This window comes from Nostoc sp. NMS7 (assembly GCF_017115085.1).
GTDB lineage: Bacteria > Cyanobacteriota > Cyanobacteriia > Cyanobacteriales > Nostocaceae > Nostoc.
Genome location: NZ_JABXKJ010000142.1, coordinates 1 through 19,792 on the forward strand (window position 1 = coordinate 1; position 19,792 = coordinate 19,792).

Consider the following 19,792-nt stretch of genomic DNA (forward strand, 5'->3'; position numbering starts at 1 on the left):
TAGCAAGTGACGCAATGTAATTGTGACAGCCGCAATAGCTAAAGCGTTGCTCATCGCTTACCTCCTTCTCGCACGTCGCTGCAAGTATTCATTCAAACTCATCACAGATGGTTCTGTCCGGGGCTTTGGTCGAGGCGGAGGTGCTGCTGGAGCTGCGCTGCGAATTTCTAGCCGACCAATTGTGACTTGAATAGGAAATGGTGTGTCCAAATCTACCGAGGATCGCTTTTGGACTTTTTTGTTACTAGCTGCGATAACTGACAAATTTTTCACAGTTAGGTCATTGATAGGCCCAGATAGCGGTCTGAAATCAGATTCCTCTAGTTGTCTAAAGTACGAAGACTCCACACCATCTTTGCCTCTATCCGCAGACATAGATACGTTGGGGGATGCGTTCTGGGGTAATATTAAGTTTTCAACTGGGCTGGTCAATATACCTTGATTACGATTAATTTGCTGGCGTTGTATATTTACGGGATGATGGGCGTGATTAACGTTCATCTCTCCCCCAACTTGCCCTAATTCATCCCACTGTTCGACAACACCAATTTTCTGGCTACCAATATGTTGGCGCTTTTTAAATCTATCCGCAGACATATAGAGGTTAGGGGATGCGTTCTGGGGTAATATTAAGTTTTCAACTGGGCTGGTCAATATACCGTGATTACGATTAATTTGCTGGCGTTGTATATTTGCCGGATGATGGGCGTAATTAACGTTCATCTCTCCCCCAACTTGCCCCAATTCATCCCACTGTTCGACAACGCCAATTTTCTGGATAGCAATATGTTTGCGATCGCTCGTATTATAGTTTTGTGAGCCGACTTCCTGAGCAGAAGCTTTTTCTCTACGGAAATCAGACAAGTGAGAGTCAGAAAAGTTGACTTGTGATTGTATGTCAATCCCTGGGCTTGAAGGATGTAAAGCAGGAGTTGGTATTATATTTGAATTAATAGCAGTTAGCTGAGTTATCGGTTGTGAAGCGACAGATGATGATAGATTATTTACGAATGGTGCAGTAAAACTGTTTGCCTCAAGCGAAGATAGTTTAGCAGAAGCATCTGCGACAAATGGCTGTATTGATGAAACATTTTTGTGGACAAACCTCTGCTGATTTTCTGGTACATTAAACGTAAGTTTTTCCTGGGGTTCGACAATTGTTTCTATAGCAATTGTAGGTGTTAAGCTCTGTTTGTGTAAATTCGCTAAGGTACTATCAATAGTAGATGCGTTAGCGGAGCTTACCGTACCCCTACGGGGAAGCAAGCTACGTGTAGCGTCTCGTTGGCGCAGCCTCTCGTAGAGAAGAGAAGGTATCGCTCCATGTTGTACTTGTGGTTGAATTACAGGACTTAAGGCGGAAATGCTAGTGTCCATAGTTGGCACAGGTGTTAAAGATAATACCCGCCCGCTTGCAGATGCGTAGGCATTGGCGTAGCCTCTCCAAGAGTTAACCGTCGTAGACATCACCACAGGTTCTTCTAAAAACTGGCTGGAATCTAGTTGTGGATTAATCAGCTTTTTTACTTGCAAAGATAAAACATTTTCATTCCCAATTATTTGCGGTAATTGCTGTTGTACTAATTCACTTGCAGACTGTTTTTGGTGTTGAATTACAGGACTGAAGTCGGCAGTGCTAGTTTCTAGGGTCAACCCAGGTGTTAATGATTTTTGATTTGTGGGCAATATTTGATTAGTAACAGGTGCGCTGTCTACAGGTTTTTCTGGAATAGATGGCTGTAAACTTATCAGCTTTTGCACTTGAGTAGATGAAACATTCTCACTTCTTTGTAGCGATTGCGTTGATGACAATTCAGTTACAGCTTTTTTCTGGTGTTGAATTACAGAACTTGAGGCGGGAGTGCTAGTTTCCACTGCTAGCATAGGTGTTAAAGGCAAAACTTGAGAAATAGCAGGTGCGTAGACGTTGGTATTGCCTTTCCAAGAGTTTACCATCGTAGACATGGCTGTTGATTGTGATTGAAGTTGAGAAAGAAAGTCCTCAGAACTTTCGACTTGTGGTAACTGAGAATGGATAAAAACTGGATGATTTTCTATAGGTTGCTTATGTAAGTTTTCAGTTGCAGATTTCCCCTGTTGTAGAACGTGAGAAATTGGTATAATAGTGCTGGTTTCTGCTTGGATTTGCGGAAGATATTGCTTCAAATACAATAGCTTTTGTAAAAGATTAGGAGAAACTTCTTGATTAATTTCAATCGAGTGTTTTTTTAATAATTGACTTGTAATTCCTCCTAACTTTTTACCAACTAACTTTGAGACAGGAGTATTGTTTTCCTTTGTGATCGCAGTCCTTGAAATCGTGGGATTTAGATTTTGTAAAGAAAATGTTTTTTCTTGGGTAGTAAAGGGAAATATTACTGGCTTTGTTGGGTTTTCGGTGAAATATGTTTGCAATTCTGACTTTAAAGCTGATTGCAAAGATAAACCTAGAGGATTGATTGTAATTAATTGCTGGGGGAAAGATTTAACTGGAATCTGCCTCTGTTCAAAGATGGGGTTAGAGAGAGAAGTATTTGATTCTCTATTGTGTACAGAAACGAGATGATTCGATAGGGAAGTCTTTGTTGGTGGCACAAGTGCAGACTTTAATAGCTCTGTATTGGGATTAAGTACTATTTGATTTCTAGTTGGTGAAAGTGTTTCTGATTCTACAAAACGTTGAGTTATCAATCGTTCCCAGTTGACTATATTTGGAGGTTGGATAGAAGAAACAACAGGATTAATTTTAGTTAGTTGTTTCTGCAATAATTGACCAGGAGCAAAAGTTAGTAGAGTAGTACTTGGTTTTTCCTCTGAGTTTGAAGGTTGGACAGAAGAAACAACAGGATTAATTTTAGTTAGTTGTTTCTGTGATAATTGACCAGGAGCAAAAGTTAGTGGAGTAGTGCTTGGTTTTTCCTCTGGGTTTGAAGTAAATTGCTGATTATCAGTGCTGATTTGAGTCAGAACGGAATCTGAAAAAGCCCAATTGAAGGATAATTCTAAGTCAGGCTTTCGTGTCAAATTAGGAATTGACTTTAGTATTAGTTGGGAAAATGGAACAGGTGTTGAAGTTAAATTACTTAAGAAGGGGTTAGTTATCTCTTCAGATATTTGCCCTATTGTTGCAGGCGATTGCTTCTCCAACAACTGCACAATGTCAAAATTGGGAAATTTTTCCGCTTCTGATGTTGTTTCTAACTCAGTTGAGTCTGTGGTAATCGATGGCTCCCAGTCAAGGGTAGGCTCTGGTAACGGTTCAAAGACTGATAAGACAAGAGGCTGAACTGTATCGATTAAGTTAAAGTTTTTAGCTACCAAATGAAAGAGATAATTGCTCATCAGTCCGTCACCATCTCTAAGTACAATTGTCGCCGTCTGGGACTCATAGCCAAAATATCAGCTTCACGCCAACTGTAAGCAGCAGCCAAAGTATGTACCTCTCGCAAAAGTCGAAATCCCCAAGCGTTAATCTCAGCCCAGAAGAACGACACAATGTCAAATAATGATTGCCATTGGTGGTTGCAAGCGGAACAGGAAATATCAATTGGGACATTTGCTTGAGGATCAGCTTGAGCCATTTGGGTAATAATTGCATCTCTGGTATGAGATGGTAATTGCTGAAACGGCAGATATTCGCCGTTACACACTGCTTGCAAAATACAGCGTTCTAATAAAATCTCTTGAGCAATCTCTGGCTGTTTGTGTTCAGCGATCGCTATCATATCTAAACTGTTTGGTAGACGAAAACTCACCTGATAATCAGCAAGCTCAAGACAATATTTTTCAACTGGTTCAAGTGACAGTGGTGCTACACGAATATCTGCAATATCAAAATTGAGTTCCAAGACTTCACCACAGCTTGGACAGGTGACTTGACTAACCAGTTGTGAACCAAATGTCCACTCCCGCAATGTCAGCAGCATGGCATCACGCTGACCGAGGCTGAGTTGAGTAAGCATATCTATGGAGGTTTCAGGACAAGCACTAGCTAGTAGCTTGATTGCTTTAGACCAAGATGGCTGATTAAGTCCCCACTCCCAGATATTTAACAGTTCCGAGGCTGATAGCGATCGCATATAGGAGTCGTATAGTTAGTTTCCTGCTGGTTGAACAATTAAATCTTGATTAACTAAGCCGAGTTAATCATCAAGCACGTTCCCAACCTTCGTTCTCTATCTTTATGTACTCAATAGCGACAGCATTAGCACTAGCATCTAGGTCTGGTAATGCTTGATATTCTGAAACCCAGCAACCAAAAATGTTATATGAAGTCGCTTTCTGACCAGCTTCATCACGAACCTCAATAGTGATATCTTTACGGAAATCTGCCAGAGACACTTCTGGACTACCACCAAGCGCCCAGACTTTATTTGCCCATTGTTCAAAATCAGTATCTTTGCTAACACCTCGTTCTAAGGTGATGGGATCGTACTTGCTTTGTCCTGGAGACTTATAGACAGTGCTAGGGTCGCCACCTGTACGGTGTTCTATGACCTCAGTGGTTCGCTTCAGACCACTGACTTTACTTACCCCAGCTAAGTCTTTACCAGCGAATTTCACAACAAATTTAAAGTTTTTGTAGAGGTCTAAACGTTTACCTGAAATAGAAGGCATATATTTCTCCTTAAACTGCTATTTGTCCGGCTATTTGCTGAATCTTGAGAATGACAAATTCAGCAGGTTTGAGAGGAGCAAAACCAACAATGATATTGACAATTCCTAAGTTAATATCGTTTTGGATTGTTGTTTCCTTATCACACTTCACAAAGTAAGCATCTTCCGGCTTACGACCTTGAAAGGCTCCTTGAAGAAAGAGAGTGTGCATAAAAGCTCCAAGATTCAAGCGAATTTGCGCCCACAACGGCTCGTCATTTGGCTCAAAGACAACCCATTGCGTACCGCGATAAAGACTTTCTTCCAAGAAAAGTGCGAAACGGCGAACCGGAATATACTTCCATTCATCCGTCAGACGGTCATCTCCATTCCGCGTCCGCGATCCCCATATCACACGACCAAAAGCTGGCAAAGTTCGCAAACAATTAATTCCCAGAGGATTCAATTCTCCATTTTCTGGATCTGTTAGAGGTACACTCAATTGTGGTACACCCGTCAAAGTTGCTTCTGTGCCTGCTGGAGCTTTCCACACACCGCGTTGAACATCAGTACGAGCAAATACACCTGCGATCGCACCACAGGGAACAAATTCTTCTATTTGATTTTCCCGTAAAGGATTTGGTTGCTTGATTCGAGGAAAGAAAACAGCAGCATAACTAGTTGGTTCACCAAGATCGTTCTGAATACCAGCTTTGGCCTTATCCTTATCAGTCCAAGTACTGGGCGGATCGATGATGAAAAACGCGCGACGCTCTTTACAAAATTCTGCTGCTTGATCGACTAAAGAGTCATAATTTATATTGCCATCGTTTTTATAAGGCGGAATACAAAGCATATTAAACAGGTCGGCTTTATTTAAAGCGTAAAGGCCCTGTTTATTTGCTTCTTTATTTGTCCCTGTGAAGTCGTTCACATCTAGATCGTCACCATCCGCACCGCTGTTTGGTTCCGCTTTGGTATTTGTATCGTTATTATCATCCCACAATCTTTTATCAGGTGCGGGTTGAGCATGAGCAGCTGGTCTGTCTGTTGGCAGAGATTCATCTCTAAATCGAACGAAATAAGATTCATTCAACAAAACTTTATCTACTCGTCTTGGATGATTTGGCAGCACCGATACGTTGCGAAATACTTCTAATTGACTTGTCTTTTGATCCAGAACTGTAATGTTGAATAGTTTTTGCTCATTTGCGTCACGTCTGACATTAGTATCTACGTATTCAATCCGCACTTTCAAAGCATTTCCCCAACTGCCTTCATTCGCTGCTTCTAAGTTAAGACCATTCACATTTAGTTGTGCTTTCTTAGCTGTGGGTTCAGTTTCCCCTGAAGTTTGACCTTCTGCTGGAGCTTGCCCTTCTACCTGTTTCAACTTGGAGTGAGTGAGTCGGACAATAATTGCTTGGCTACCACCGTTGAGATAAAAATCTCGTACAGCATAGCCAAGGGTACTATTCAGCCACAATCCTCCAAAGATGCGTTCAAAGTCGCCATAACTGTTAATAGTAATCGGCTCGTCTACAGGGCCTCGTAAGGCGCGACCAATAAAGGCAGTAATAGAGGTAGATACGCCTGTAATCGTGCGTACTCCACTCGGAATTTCTTCTACGTAAACGCCTGGATAAGTTGGTTGTATGGGCATTGTTCGTTCTCTGATTAAGAATTAAAACCTACAAATTGACAAAATAGTCAACTTTTAAATAAAAAAATTAAGATAGTTTGTAAATTTTAATATCAGTAATAAGTTATTCGAGCAAGTAAGCCAAATTCGTATTAGATATAACATTGCAGCGAATTACTTTTAATATTAGTTGTCTCATCGGCTCTGAAACTCATAAAACTCATCCAATAACTCATAGTAAAACTCATGAAAAATAACATCTTTAAATAGGAATGGTAGTAAAATAACTTGTAACTAAGCACCTGTACTCTCAACAATTGCGTAGGTTCAGAAATAGGAGTAAGTTCTAAACCAAAGGCTTGAGCTTTTTTCTTCAGGTTATTAAGTAGGCGCTCTCAATACTGTTACTCATAAAGATTTGTTTACTTTCTAAAAGCTTATTGTCACTCTTTAGGAACAGACCAGAGTTTGATGGTTTTGTCGGCACTACAGCTGGCTATCATGTTTCTATGCGGTCTGAAAACTACTGACCGCACGCCTCGCTCATGCCCGATCAAATTCTCCAAGAGTTTGCCTTCAGGCAACCCCCATAACTTGATAGTGCTATCATTGCTACCACTCGCTAATCTCTTGCCATCGGGACTGAAAGCCACTGACCACACAACTCCATCATGTCCAATTAGGGAGTGCAACAATTTACCAGTGGGCATTTGCCAGAGTTTGACTGTCCGATCAGCACTGCCACTCGCTAAAGTCCGTCCATCAGGGCTAAAAGTCACTGAGCGCACGGCTTGTGAATGAGCATTCAGGGTTTTTAGAACAGCACCATCCATGAGCCGCCAAATTTTGAGTGTACCACTCTCATTGCCACTAGCTAAGGTCTGCCCATCCGGACTAAAAGCAACAGTTCTTACCCACTCTCCATCCGATAACTGATGAACTTGTACGCCAGTCTGCACGTTCCAGATGCGGATGGTTGTGTCAGCACTACCACTGGCTAACCACTTTCCGTTGGGGCTGATGGCAACGGCTTCTACATCATCTGTATGACCATCTAGGGTACGAAGCAGTTGTCCCGTCTCTAAATTCCAGAGTTTAATTCGGTTATCCCAACTGCCACTAGCGAGCAGCTTGCTATCTGGACTGATGGCAAGGCTTACCACTGCATCGCCGTGTCCTTCTAAAGTATAGAGTAAGGTGTTAGTAGGCAGATCCCAAATTTTAATTTTTTTATCGTAACTGCCACTGGCGAGGAAGCGTCCATCAGGGCTGATTGCCAATGCATAAACCCAAGTTGAATTTCCTTGGACAGAACGTAAGGGTTGAGTGGTTGCAACAGAGATAGTAGCAACACTAGCGTTTCGCAAGGAAGACAATAGGCTGGCACAACTGCTACTACCAAGCAAGATCGTTAGAGTACTGATTGCCAATGCTGCTGAAGATTTGCAGGTAATTTGTTTCGATCTCATAACAGGACATTCCTTGTGCGAGTGGGAGAATAATCTGACTTGCACCCACTGCGTAATGGTGTCGGAGACTAGCGGTACTATAGAGTAATTTTTTCTGGAATTTGAGATGAGAACGCTTTTCCTTTCGCTTTTTGTTGTTTATTCCGATGTTCAATCCAGCGTCCCATCAGAAATAAAAGGGTTGTCGTGACAATCCCTACTAGCCCAATCGGGGTTAAATAGCTCCAATGCTCTAACATTTTGTCCCAAACGTGCCAAGTGAGCAGGAACATAGCTAAGTAAGTCAGCGTATGTAATCGCTTCCAATTTTTTTTCAGTCTTTTGACACTCCAGTCATTAGAAGTAATTGCCAATAGGGTAAAAATTATGAAGGTAGATATACCTTGGATATAAATCCAATAGGTATTGGGATCTAAAAAATCAAGGTCTCTCTTTTTCACTAAGAGGAAAGCGTGAAGCAAAGCCAAGCAGAAAGCCAGAATACCGATAAGTCGTCGGTATTTTAACAGCCATTTGGGAAGGTTGGCTTGTTTAGTTTGAGGAAAAATTATTCTGAGATTCGCGGGCATTAAGGTGAGAATATAAGCTCCTAAAGCTAGAAATCCCAGGCTGTTTTCTAAGGGTGCTGTATCGATTGCTGCCATCACCAATTTTCCTTAGTTTTTCAAGAAAAGCCACTTTTTTATAAGTGAAATATTTCCTAGACGCACATGAGCGAAGAAGGTTAAAGCTTGCCAGCGTAAGACTGGTATATTTATCTAACTCCACTACTAACTGAGTTAAAGCCTGAGATTTACTGACTCATTTCTGACTTGTGAAAGCGTTGTCAAACTGTCTATGAAACTGCCGTCGGTAAGTTTTCTCGCTCAAAGTGCTGTAGCGACTCAAGTTACTAAAATTTATCTTACCGCGTGTAATCAATATCGTTTCAAACAGCTTTTCTCTATTTCTCAAGCCTTTAAGTAAGAAAATTTCTAAATTCTACATAGCCTCTTTAGTAAATTCTTTCTTGATTTTATCTATAGCTTTATTCATTTCTTTTGTATGAATCCAACCTACGTAGCCTCCAAATATCATCTTGCTCTTGTCATCTGCTAAAAATATATGTTTTACCTGTGCAGGATTGATAAAAATTTTAACTCCTATTTGATCTTTGAGTGTGAAAAGTGGTGTTGCTCTTTGAAAATCTCTACTATGAGCCATAGTCATCCCAGGCACATTCACTAATATTTCAACAACTTTTTGGGCTGTTTGAGAAATACTAGAAGCAATTTCCGCTTCAGTATTCCATTCTTTTAAATAATCAATTGCTTTTTCAGATAAGTGGAAATATTCTTCAAATGAACCAAGTGAATTAAACATTTAAGCTTCTCCTGTTCTAATTATTTAAAAAAGCTAAAAGCCAAGACAAAGACTTCAAAAGCTTCGGTGAAGAAATAACCCTTTAATTTAGACAAAAAATCGGGTAGAGTGGAAATCAAAAAGCCATTTCTTTAACCCTTGGGTGGGGTTTAAGTCCCTAGCCATAGGTTTTAGACTTTGGAATGTTGACGCTTGACCAAACAATTCGCATTTTGCAGTGACGCTCGTTCCTTGCTACCGCTTCGCTAACGCAATTCGCAATAGCGGATAAAATATTATTTTTTTGACATAATTGCAAAATGAACTTATTAGCGTTTTTCCCCATGACATCAATATGGTAACGTTCCGGTGATAATATTACTTGGATTTGTTTTTTCTCGATGATCCATGAAAGAGAATTGAGCGCAATCTGCCTTTATTTGGTACCTAGTTTGTCAGAGACTAGCCCTATTTGAAAGTTGTTCGCCCAAACAATCTTATCCTCAAGTTCCGGTGGTCGCAGTTCTTCAATTCCCATATCCTTTGGTGAAGTAAGTAATAAGTTATTTGAGCAAGTAAGCCAATTTAGTATTAGATATAACATTGCAGTGAATTACTTTTAATATTAGTTGTCTTATAGACTCTGAAACTCATAAAACTCATTCCATAACTCATAGTAAAACTCATGAAAAATAACATCCTTAAATAGGAATGTTACTAAAATAACTTGTAACTAAGTACAACATCTCATTAATTCATAGCGAAATCTCTGCGTGCCTCTGCGCTTACCTCTACGCCCCTACCCTGCGGGAAGGCGAAGCGCCTATGTGTTTAAATTTCAACCCTCAATTCGCCATGATTTTACGCAAAGCTGTACTAAGCACCTGTACTCTCAACAATTGCGTAGGGTCAGAAATAGGAGTGAGTTTTAAACCAAAGGCTTGAGCTTTTTTCTTCAGATTATTAAGTAGGCGCTCTCAATACTGTTACTCATAAATCAATACTTCAATTAAGCCTGAAAGTCAGGTAAACTAAGTATTATTCCCAAGCATGAAAATTAACTGTGGTACATCTCAAGGATTTATCACTATTGTGTCCAAAAATACAAAGTAGTTATTTTGTTTACTATTTTTGCGAATGCGGATTAATCCACATCTTGGACATTCCATAGCAATCGCACTAATTCATATTTTGATTCTGCAACGCCAAATGCTGCTCTTTTTTTGTAAAAAATCGCCGATACAATTCACAACTTGCTATCGCTTTAGATCCAGAAAGTTTAATCAACCCCATACTGCTTAACTTGTGAGTAAGGATGGGATCTAAGAGAATAGCTTCATTGGCATTTAGAACGTTATCAAAAGCTTGTGCTAACTCAGGCTGTTTTTGCAAGGTTGCCCAGTGACGCTGCAAGTGATTTGAATAAATTTTGCTAGCAGTGGGAGCAGTTTCTAGTAGTTGCGACAGAGTTAGCTCCTTTCGACTCAGATGATAGAGAGCTAAATCTACTAGTGCCGGATGTCCCCCGACCATTGCCATTAATTGTCTAGCTCCTTCTCCATCTGTCCAATTGAGTCCATAGCGTTGGGCTAACTGTTGTACCTCTTCTTGGCTAAAGTTGTCTAACTGAATCGGTAATCCTACATTGAAAGGAGACTGATTAAGTTCAAGAGGAACATAAATATCTGTTGAGTGAACAACGACTAAACGAAGCTTTTGCCAAATGGGCAGTCTTTTCGCTTCTTCGTACCAAGAACGCAACAGAGGTAGAAAATCCTTCGCTACTTGGGGATGCTCGAAAATATGGTTCACTTCATCCAACGCCAAGATCAGGGGAGTATTAATTGACTCTAGTAGATATTCTTGAAAGTAGACGGTGCAGCTAACTTTACTTCCCAAATCTTCATCCCAATACTCGTCTAACATTGGTTGAAGCTGAAGCTGGCGGGCGATATTGGCACACAACCAGCGCAAAAGTTGATTCAAGTCGCTCAGAATTGTCTGCTCGACTTGTTCTAGATTCAAGCTGATAGTGCAGTAACCCTGGTGCTTGGCATAGTCAAGAATCCTCAGCGACAGTGAAGTTTTGCCCATTTCTCTGGGAGCTTTGATCCTGATTAACGCTCCTGGTTTCTTAATTTCTTGATAGATTTGCTCCTCAAGGTAAGAACGTTTGAGGTAAAAGGGAGAGGCGAGAGGAACTGAGCCACTGGGGTAGGAAGGTGACGTATCCTGATTAACTGTGGGGGAAAATTGCGTCAGGTCTTGTTTCAAAAGTTTTGTATTTGGAGCTGCTTCAACGATGGCATAAGATTCCAGCAGCACCTGACAGTTTTTCTTGGTCACGCGCTGGCCAATGACCTCAGAGAGTCGCCCAAATAACTCTGGGGCAACAACATTGGTAAAGTAGCCAGGACTATAACCTGCCTCTATAGCTATTTGGTTATAAGTTTTATACTGCCAAATCCCACGCAGAACCAGATTTTCTGTAGAATTAAGGGGGCGATTGTGGCTCTCAATTAACAGGCGGTCAACAATCTCAAAGAGACTATCAAGGTTCATAGAGATTACAGGCAAATGCTACAAATAAAGATAACATGAATTACGCAAGTAACATAATATCTGCCATTTATTAGTACAACAGTATTGCTTAGACAAATTAAATTATCCACAAGGATAGACATCTTCTTTCACTTTCCAGATTAAACAAAAGTTTTCGTAAATCAAACAAAAATAGATTCATAAATACGGTTCTGAACTCTCAAATTTCCCTGTTGCTTGACTACTAGCCCTGACAAAAGCAATTCTCTTTCCTCTGAACTATCAACTGCAATAATCTCTCCTTGATGCAAAATTTGACGGTAGAGTTGTAGTAGCCGAACGGATTGTTTACTTTTGAGAAGGCGATCGCGGATGGTTCTAAAATGCTCTGGTTCATCCTGTGATTCCCAATTGTCTATTATCGACCCTCGCACCAAATTTTCAATCCATTCGGCTTCTCTATTGATAGGGATAGGAGATGAAGAATTACGGATAAATTTACAGAGCTTTTGAGTCAAAAAGGGCTGGCCATTAGTCCAGGCTAACACTTCTTTTAAAACTGTTTGAGGATTGCTCACTTTCTCGGTCAATCCTTGAAGTAGAGGTTGCGCTTCATGCTCTTTAAACCCTTCTAATTGAATGGTCTGACCGATGTTAAAAGGCGTTCTTTGGTGGTCAGTAATTAAGTCACCAGGAGTAGCTACTCCAAAAAGAGCAAAGGTTAAACGTCGATACTCTGGATTTATACTACGCTGATTATAGCAAGAGCGAATTAGCGCAAAAAAGTCATTAACTGGGAATTTTAAACTTAAGAAACTATCAATTTCATCGATAAAAACTATCAACTTTTTAGGTATAGTATCATTTTCTTGAGCAACTTCAACTAGCAAAACTTCTTCAATAAATTGACTCAACCTCTGAACCGGAGAAATATCTCCTTGCTCTTGCCACCAAGTTTTTAGATTAACCTTTCTTAACAAACCAAAACTTCGCCATAGCTCTACTGTTAAGCCTTTATACCATTGGTCAGGCGTGACGTTTTCGCTACCAATGCGGGTCAAATCGATCGCCCCGCAGCTAAATCCTTCATGCTGGAGATGGTGTATCATGCGTACCATCAGACTTGACTTGCCCATCTGCCGAGGATTGAGAATGTAAGCAAATTCCCCGCGCTTCAATGCCTTGTAGAGATAACGGTCTGCTGAACGCACAACATAAGTGGGAGCATCCATCGGCAAACTTCCTCCCACTTGATAGTCAAAGGTAGAGGGTTGTTCGGCACTTTTGAGTAACTCGTTTTCAAAGAGCAGTTCGGCTTGGGTGGCTTTGAGAATTTCTAGAGTTTGTGAGAGTTCTTGAGTGCGCTCTTCTACTCTCAGCTCTAGATTTCGGTTATAATCTTCTAACTGTCCGTAAAGACGGGCATTTTCAATCGAGATAGCAGCTTGAGCAGAAAGAATTTTTAAAACCTCAATGCGATCGCTGGTAAATGCATCTGTGGTTAAATTGTTTTCTAGATATAAAATACCGCTTAGTTTGCCTTGGTTTAACAAAGGAGTACAGAGAATCGATTTTGGTTGAGTGGCGACGATGTAGGGATCGCGGATAAACTGTTCTTCTTCAATAGCGTTATTAAGAACTACATTTTCTTGAGTACGGACAACATAGTTAACGATCGCAACTGGTAAGATAGGTATCTGGCAATCGCTATCTACAGAGTCAATGGGAAGCGATCGTAGTAAAGTAACGTCATTAGAATCTACTGTACTTTCAGCTGCTATTGCCCATTTCTGATCTTTTTCCAGTATCAGAAAGCCTTTTTGAGCACCGCCATTTTCAATTACAGTTTTCATTAACTTAGCCAGCAGTTGATCTAGTTTAATTTCGCTAGCTAATATTTGAGAGGCTTTGGTAACTGTGACGATATCAAGGGCTTGAGGATTTGTACTAGCAGTAGATTCAATTGTATTAATACTTTGGTTTTCTTTTCGGTCGTTTATATCCATTAGAAACTGTGGGTACTCCGATTCTAGGGCTTGAACTTTAGCTTTTGCACCCCAGCAACTATAACAATGATAGGCATTTTTCAGGTATAGTTTCCCTATTTCTTCTCTACCTAGAGAAAGATAAAATTCTCCTGCACGTTCGTAAGCTATGGCTTCTTCTTGGATATAGCCCTGTTTTTTAGCTCCCTGAATTGCACGATCGTAATACTCCATAGCTATAGGAATTTGTCCTAAGACACGGGCTTTTTCTGCTTCTACCAATTCGTACTTATGCTGATAATTCATGGGGCAATGGTCTGCCCAATATTTCATTTGTTCCTGATTTTGGGTTACTTGACTCAAATACTGATGCTCTTCACTTTTGTTATTTAGATTTACTGGCAAATGAGCATAGTGATATTGAGCCAAAACAGCCAGAGAATAATAGAAATTATGTTGAGTAAATATAATTTCTGCCTGCACAAAACCTGAATATTTTGACCCTATTTGAGCAGACGCTAGAGAATCTTTATAATCTTTAAAAAAATAACAAATTATACATTTTGCAAAAAATAGACTAAATATAGCCAGTAAATTGTTTTGTTCTTCTAAAAACAAGAAAATTTCTTCTTCAATAGGTTGATTTTTAAAAGGATTATTATCAGCTAAACTATTAGATATTCTTATTACTATTTTGGCAAAAGTTTCTGCTAAAATTAACTGATGTTTTTGTTTATACTTTTGAATTAAAACGATATGTTTTTGTTGATATTTTTTTAATAATTGCAAATTAGTTCCATTAAAAAATAAATGCGAACAGTAATAATGAGCAGCATAACAAGCATATTCAATGTCTCCAACTTCTAAACTGTTTTGTATTGCTTCAAAAAGTGGTTTGATTGTTTCTTTAGTATGCTTTTTCCAGTGAGTGATATTAATTGAAATTGCAACAAATAATTTAGATTTTAATTCTTGAGCATTCAACTGAGATAATAATAACAAAGCCAATTGACCAAGTTGGTATGAAAAATCTATATTTGGTACTAGCCAAATTCTAATATTCCCATAAACAGCATATGCATAAATAGAGGGTGACGAATTTCCGTATTGCCTAGAGAGTTCAAGCATTGTATATAAAATAGGTAAAGCGAACAAACTTTCGGAAAAACAGGCTGGTGGATGTATTAGCATTAAAGTCTCAATTGCTGCCAGCTTATAGAGATTGGTCATTCTTGGCAGTTTAGCTAACTCTTCAATAATTAGATATTGAGGAGGGGATTGACAAAGGCTCACTTCTAGTATTTCAAGAATTTTTAGTCCTATTTCTATTGCTAATTGAATCTGATTTTTAGCTAATGCAAGTCTAATATGAATTTTATAAAAATTAACTTTTTGAATAACATTTTTAACTTGTTCAATAGCGATATCACATACCTTTGAAGCTTGTTCAAAATTAGTATTAAGGTAATGTATTTCTGATTTCTCTAGATAAATAGTAACAGTTAAGTCATATTGACGATCCCAGCTATTTATTCCTAAAAGTTCTAGACTGAAATTTAAATAATTAATAGCAGCTTCATAAGCTGTTGCTATCTTCGCTTTCTGTCCAGCAATGAGATTTAATCTTGCTAAATCATCTTTTTCTAACTGTGTATGGAGTAAGTCAATGCCAAAATTGAGCTGGTTAACAATGAGAAAAATATTATCTTCTTTCTCGGGTAAGTTACTATTTTTTAGTAGTAATTTACCAATTTTGTAATGGGTTAAATGTTTCTCAGAATCTAAAATCAAAGAATAAGCAGCTTGCTGTACACGGTCATGCAAAAATCTGTAGTCAGCTTGGACATCATAGACATCTAAATTTTGTACTTCTGATTCAGCAAAAACCAGAGGAATTTTATAATTATCGGATTGGGGTAAAATCAAACCAGCTTGAAGTGCTGGTAACAGTTCTTGATCTGTAAATGATTTAGATTTCTTATTAAGAAGCGCCAGAATTTTCAAATTAAAATAATTTCCAATACAAGCTGCTACTTTTAAAATTTCTTGAGTTTCTAACGGCAGTTTAAAAATATTTCCTGCGATCAGGTCAACGATGTCACGCTCAATAATACCAATTGCTTGAATATGTTCAATATTCCACTGCCATCTGTCAATATTTGCTTGATAAATTAGCAAGTTTTCTGCGTATATACTAGTGATTAATTGAATCAAGAACAAGGGATTACCTTGGGTTTTATTGAAAATTAGTTGTGCCAAAGGTTTGATTTTTTTTGTATCTACATTTCTCCCCAAGCTCTCCTCAATTAGTTGACTAACATAAATATAATCTAAAGATTTAATATTGATGTTATTAATAACAGTGCCCTTTAATTTAATTTTCTCTATAATTTGAATCAATAGATGATTAGGACTGACTTCGTTATCTCTATACGCCCCGATCACAAACAAATATTGGCTACGGTCTTTAGTCGTCAAAAGTTGAATTAAATGGATAGATGCGACATCTGCCCATTGTAAATCATCGAGAAAAATGACTAGCGGATGTTCTGGTTGACAAAAAATATTAAGAAATTGTTGAAATACCAGATTAAATCTATTTTGGGATTCTGAGAACCCCAATTGTGGTACTTCCGACTGCTCCCCAAGAATTAATTCAACTTCGGGAATTACATTAATAATTACCTGCGCGTTGGGAGCTAAAGCATTTAATAATTTATCTTTCCAAATAGCAATTTTTTCTTCACTTTCTGTTAATAGCTGACAAATCAATTTTTGAAAAGCCTGAATCAGAGCAAAATAAGGAATATCTCGCTTAAACTGGTCAAATTTACCAGAGATAAAATATCCCCCTGCTTCTACTATAGGCTTATGAACTTCATTAACTATTGAAGTTTTGCCAACTCCTGAGTAACCAGAAACAAGCATTATCTCCGTTGCTCCTTGGGTAACTCTTGCAAAAGCATCCAAGAGGGTTTGCACTTCCCGCTTTCGTCCATAAAGTTTTTGCGGGATAATAAGTTTGTTGCCGCGATCGCGCTGACCTAGTGGAAAGTATTCAATTTTCCCTGTGCTTTGCAGTTGTAGCAGACAGCTTTCCAAGTCAAATTTTAGTCCAGCAGCACTTTGATATCTGTCTTCAGCATTTTTGGCTAAAAGTTTCATGACAATATTCGATATTGCTTTGGGAACCTGCCTTCTCTTCGATGGTGGTATCGGTTGTTTTGCGATATGATAGTGAACTAACTCAATTGGATCGATGCTAGTAAAAGGTACAGTGCCAGTTAGTATTTCATAAAAAGTAACGCCCAAAGAATAAAAGTCGGTACGATAATCAAGAGAACGATTCATTCTCCCAGTTTGCTCTGGTGATATATAGGCAAGGCAATTTTGTGGCACATTGGAAATAGTAATTATCTGTTGCTTCTGAGTAAAGGTAATAGCATTACTAAATCCAGTCAGTTTTATCTCTTTGTTTTTAGGATTGATCAGAATATTGCTAGTGTTAATATTTTTATGAATAATAGAAACTTTATGTATTTGAATTAAAGTTTCTGTCAAAGCAATAGCAATAATTAAAAAATCTCGAAGCGAAAGTTGAGTATATTGAAGTAATGAGGATAAAGGTTGACCTGCAAAATCTTCTAAAACTAGAGCTAAACTGTTTTGATATTTTTCTAACTTATATGGTTTGATAATTCCTTGGCATTCTATTGTTTTTATCAGTCTATACTCTTGTTCTAAGCAGGTAATGTCTTCGATACTAGGATAATTATTTTTAAGAGTTTTAATGATAACTAGTTTTTTTTCTATATTATTTATTCCTCGATAAATAACTATTTTTGCATTTTCATAAATCTTTTCGGTTATTGTGTATCCTGTCAGTATAATCATAGTTGTCTTTTCTTTGAATAAAAGTAATAAACACAGATATTATATCTGTGTTTATCTGTGATAAAAAAAGAGATACTATTCAAAATTTGGGTAAATCTTCTTTTCAAATAAGTCTTGAATAGCTTTTTTGAGATCCTCTTTATCTGTGCCTATAAAGGAAGAGAAATCCTCCTCCACAAACTGAAGTAAATTTTCCACTGAATCTTGATAATCTTCCCTTACCGAAAACTTACGGATAGGCTCCTGGGAACTAATATTTTGTAACCATGTTGCGTGCAATGAAAATCCGAAGTTAAGTTCGGGATGATGTAATTTACATCGCGGTCCTTTCTTCAAATCTCCAGCATCAAAAATCCATATTTGATCCTCTTTTTGATCCTCTTTTTGTGTAAAAACAAAACATAGGATGTAGCCATTGGTCGAACTGTCTTCATTATTCTTGCGCGGGATAAACTGGGGCGAAAGCGCTATATGACTTCGAGGGAACTGGTAGGAATCAGCGATCACCATCGATTCGTTTGACGATGTATCCAATCGGAACAAAGTAGCTGGAATCCCATCTTTTCCCATTCCCAGTTCGAGAACGTCTTCCAGTGGTTTTCTTCTGTATTTGTAATCTTTGTAGAGTTCTAACATAGAATCCGTCATTAGCTCCTCCCAGAGTCCAAAAGAAATCCAGTAGATATTATCTAGTCGTTCTGGAGTCTTACCCGAAGAAGGTAGCCGATCGAGGTAGGTAAATAATCCTGGACCCCAAGTATAAGGATGTTCATCTATAACTCTCTTAGATGCAATTGTTGGTTTTTGGCTACTAACGTCTATGACATAACGTCCCATTCGGCTGATATCCATTTCACACTGTTGCATTCCATACAGTTTTTTGTTTAAAGGCTGTTCAGGGTAAGCGGATTTATCGTAACTATGAAGCCATTCGGCAACATGCCAAGCACAAATATGAGCGACGTGGAGTGTAATTTGGCGATCAGGATTTTTATAATCTACTAGAAAGTGAGAAGCTTCAAGAGGAATTTCTATTTTCTGGACTACAACTGGATTTTCTTCCTCTTTTAGATCTTCACGGCGCACAATATAAAAAGTTGAATCTGGTGAAGGCTTAAGCGTGAATTTGAATAAATTTCTCAACCATTTTGAAAAATCTTGGTAACTTGAGAAATCTCCTAGTGGGAATAATTCGGGAAAAGGTAAGCAGTTGCTCATTATTTGCTCAATACCAACAGTAAAAGATGTATCCAGCAGCACCACATAATCTTCAGTCACTCCAATCTGATGCATACTTTGCTTAATCTTGATTGGCGATCCATCCGGATTAATCAAGTTCCATTTTCTTAGACTACCTGTGTCATCCCAGCAAATTAGATTGACAAAATCATCAACATCAAACAAGTTAAACTTATCTATAAGTTTTAACAATATTTTTATAGACTCTCTTTGCAACAGTAGTTTTTTCCTTTCGCTCTCTTTTAAAAGTTTTAGTTTTTGCTCTTCGCTCTTTTTCAAATGGTCTTGATAAAGATTATTTAGACCTTTTTGATACTCTTTACCTTCTTCTGTTCCTAAAAAATTGCTTAGAGATCTGCCGTAGTTTACTGTAAACATCTGATGGGTGTAGGTATCAAAGGCAGGATGTGCGGTACTTAAAATAGGGTTAAAAGGATACGGTAATGGAATTGCCGATTTCCATTCTTTTTTCTGTCCAACTGGATTTCCTGTTGATAGTTTTTCCGTGTTAATTTCGTAGGGACGACCTGCGTCATATGTTACCAATAGACGCTCACTTGATTCTTGAGGAAATTTTATAGGTAAAAAAGCTGTATTTAATAAGTTACGAGAACCGAGCAAATAAGAAAATCTGACAACGCCATGATTGTGAAATTTAAAAAACTCGTTATTCTCATCTTCCTGATCTGCCACATAATCTGGTGGTTTAACAATTTGCGTCTTTAATGTGACTTGATCTGGTTGAGTAAAATCGAATCGATAAATCATGCCATCCCCACTCAAGAATGTGTTTCCGTCTTTGTAGGGAAGACCTTGAGAGTCAACATTCCCAACGGGTGCAATGATAAAAACGTAACCTTGCAAATCATCAGGCAATGTCCCACAAATAATCTGCATCTTTATTTGATTATCGATGAATTCATCCCGTAAAGCATTCATAATTGACTCTGGAACTAGCGGAAATTGGTTGTTTAATTCTTGAAACATTGCTTCCTCGTAATTACTCAATATATAACTTTTTAGGATCAAAGCTTTTAATGCAGCGTTACTAAACCAAGGTATGATTAACTGTGATTGTCTTTTTG

Annotated in this window: 10 protein-coding genes; all 10 read right to left on the bottom strand. The window is 38.5% G+C overall.

Annotation, left to right across the window (positions count from 1 at the left end):
- Positions 1 to 57 precede the first annotated feature (57 nt).
- On the bottom strand, positions 58 to 3,342 hold the full coding sequence (locus HWQ38_RS14575; protein WP_292794675.1) for a hypothetical protein: 3,285 nt from the start codon (positions 3,340 to 3,342) through the stop codon (positions 58 to 60).
- Entirely contained in the window at positions 3,342 to 4,079 is a 738-nt protein-coding gene (locus HWQ38_RS14580; protein ID WP_292794677.1) for a phage baseplate protein, read from the bottom strand. The genes HWQ38_RS14575 and HWQ38_RS14580 overlap by 1 nt, the downstream gene beginning before the upstream one ends.
- Positions 4,080 to 4,149: 70 nt before the next feature.
- The gene (locus HWQ38_RS14585; protein WP_292793410.1) at positions 4,150 to 4,617 is read right to left on the bottom strand and encodes a phage tail protein; all 468 of its coding nucleotides are present in this window, start codon (positions 4,615 to 4,617) and stop codon (positions 4,150 to 4,152) included.
- Between the two features lie 10 nt (positions 4,618 to 4,627).
- Positions 4,628 to 6,259, bottom strand: coding sequence for a phage tail sheath subtilisin-like domain-containing protein (locus tag HWQ38_RS14590; RefSeq protein WP_292794678.1), 1,632 nt, complete (start codon positions 6,257 to 6,259; stop codon positions 4,628 to 4,630).
- Positions 6,260 to 6,681: 422 nt separating this feature from the next.
- Positions 6,682 to 7,707 (bottom strand): WD40 repeat domain-containing protein, encoded by a 1,026-nt coding sequence (locus HWQ38_RS14595; RefSeq protein ID WP_292794679.1) that lies wholly within the window; start codon positions 7,705 to 7,707, stop codon positions 6,682 to 6,684.
- A 77-nt stretch (positions 7,708 to 7,784) separates the two neighbouring features.
- On the bottom strand, positions 7,785 to 8,351 hold the full coding sequence (locus tag HWQ38_RS14600; RefSeq protein WP_292794538.1) for a ferric reductase-like transmembrane domain-containing protein: 567 nt from the start codon (positions 8,349 to 8,351) through the stop codon (positions 7,785 to 7,787).
- A 337-nt stretch (positions 8,352 to 8,688) separates the two neighbouring features.
- Positions 8,689 to 9,069, bottom strand: a complete 381-nt coding sequence (locus HWQ38_RS14605) for a hypothetical protein (RefSeq protein ID WP_292794680.1) — start codon at positions 9,067 to 9,069, stop codon at positions 8,689 to 8,691.
- Between the two features lie 1,158 nt (positions 9,070 to 10,227).
- Entirely contained in the window at positions 10,228 to 11,610 is a 1,383-nt protein-coding gene (locus tag HWQ38_RS14610) for an AAA-like domain-containing protein (protein ID WP_292794681.1), read from the bottom strand.
- 161 nt (positions 11,611 to 11,771) lie between these two features.
- Complete coding sequence (locus tag HWQ38_RS14615) at positions 11,772 to 17,468, bottom strand: AAA family ATPase (RefSeq protein ID WP_292794682.1); 5,697 nt, start codon at positions 17,466 to 17,468, stop codon at positions 11,772 to 11,774.
- Between the two features lie 75 nt (positions 17,469 to 17,543).
- Entirely contained in the window at positions 17,544 to 19,694 is a 2,151-nt protein-coding gene (locus HWQ38_RS14620) for a carotenoid oxygenase family protein (RefSeq protein ID WP_292794683.1), read from the bottom strand.
- Between the last annotated feature and the right edge of the window lie 98 nt (positions 19,695 to 19,792).

Coding starts and splice junctions, on each gene's coding strand:
- HWQ38_RS14575 (WP_292794675.1), bottom strand. CDS start 3,342: ATGAGCAATTATCTCTTTCATTTGGTAGCTAAAAACTTTAACTTAATC.
- HWQ38_RS14580 (WP_292794677.1), bottom strand. CDS start 4,079: ATGCGATCGCTATCAGCCTCGGAACTGTTAAATATCTGGGAGTGGGGA.
- HWQ38_RS14585 (WP_292793410.1), bottom strand. CDS start 4,617: ATGCCTTCTATTTCAGGTAAACGTTTAGACCTCTACAAAAACTTTAAA.
- HWQ38_RS14590 (WP_292794678.1), bottom strand. CDS start 6,259: ATGCCCATACAACCAACTTATCCAGGCGTTTACGTAGAAGAAATTCCG.
- HWQ38_RS14595 (WP_292794679.1), bottom strand. CDS start 7,707: ATGAGATCGAAACAAATTACCTGCAAATCTTCAGCAGCATTGGCAATC.
- HWQ38_RS14600 (WP_292794538.1), bottom strand. CDS start 8,351: ATGGCAGCAATCGATACAGCACCCTTAGAAAACAGCCTGGGATTTCTA.
- HWQ38_RS14605 (WP_292794680.1), bottom strand. CDS start 9,069: ATGTTTAATTCACTTGGTTCATTTGAAGAATATTTCCACTTATCTGAA.
- HWQ38_RS14610 (WP_292794681.1), bottom strand. CDS start 11,610: ATGAACCTTGATAGTCTCTTTGAGATTGTTGACCGCCTGTTAATTGAG.
- HWQ38_RS14615 (WP_292794682.1), bottom strand. CDS start 17,468: ATGATTATACTGACAGGATACACAATAACCGAAAAGATTTATGAAAAT.
- HWQ38_RS14620 (WP_292794683.1), bottom strand. CDS start 19,694: ATGTTTCAAGAATTAAACAACCAATTTCCGCTAGTTCCAGAGTCAATT.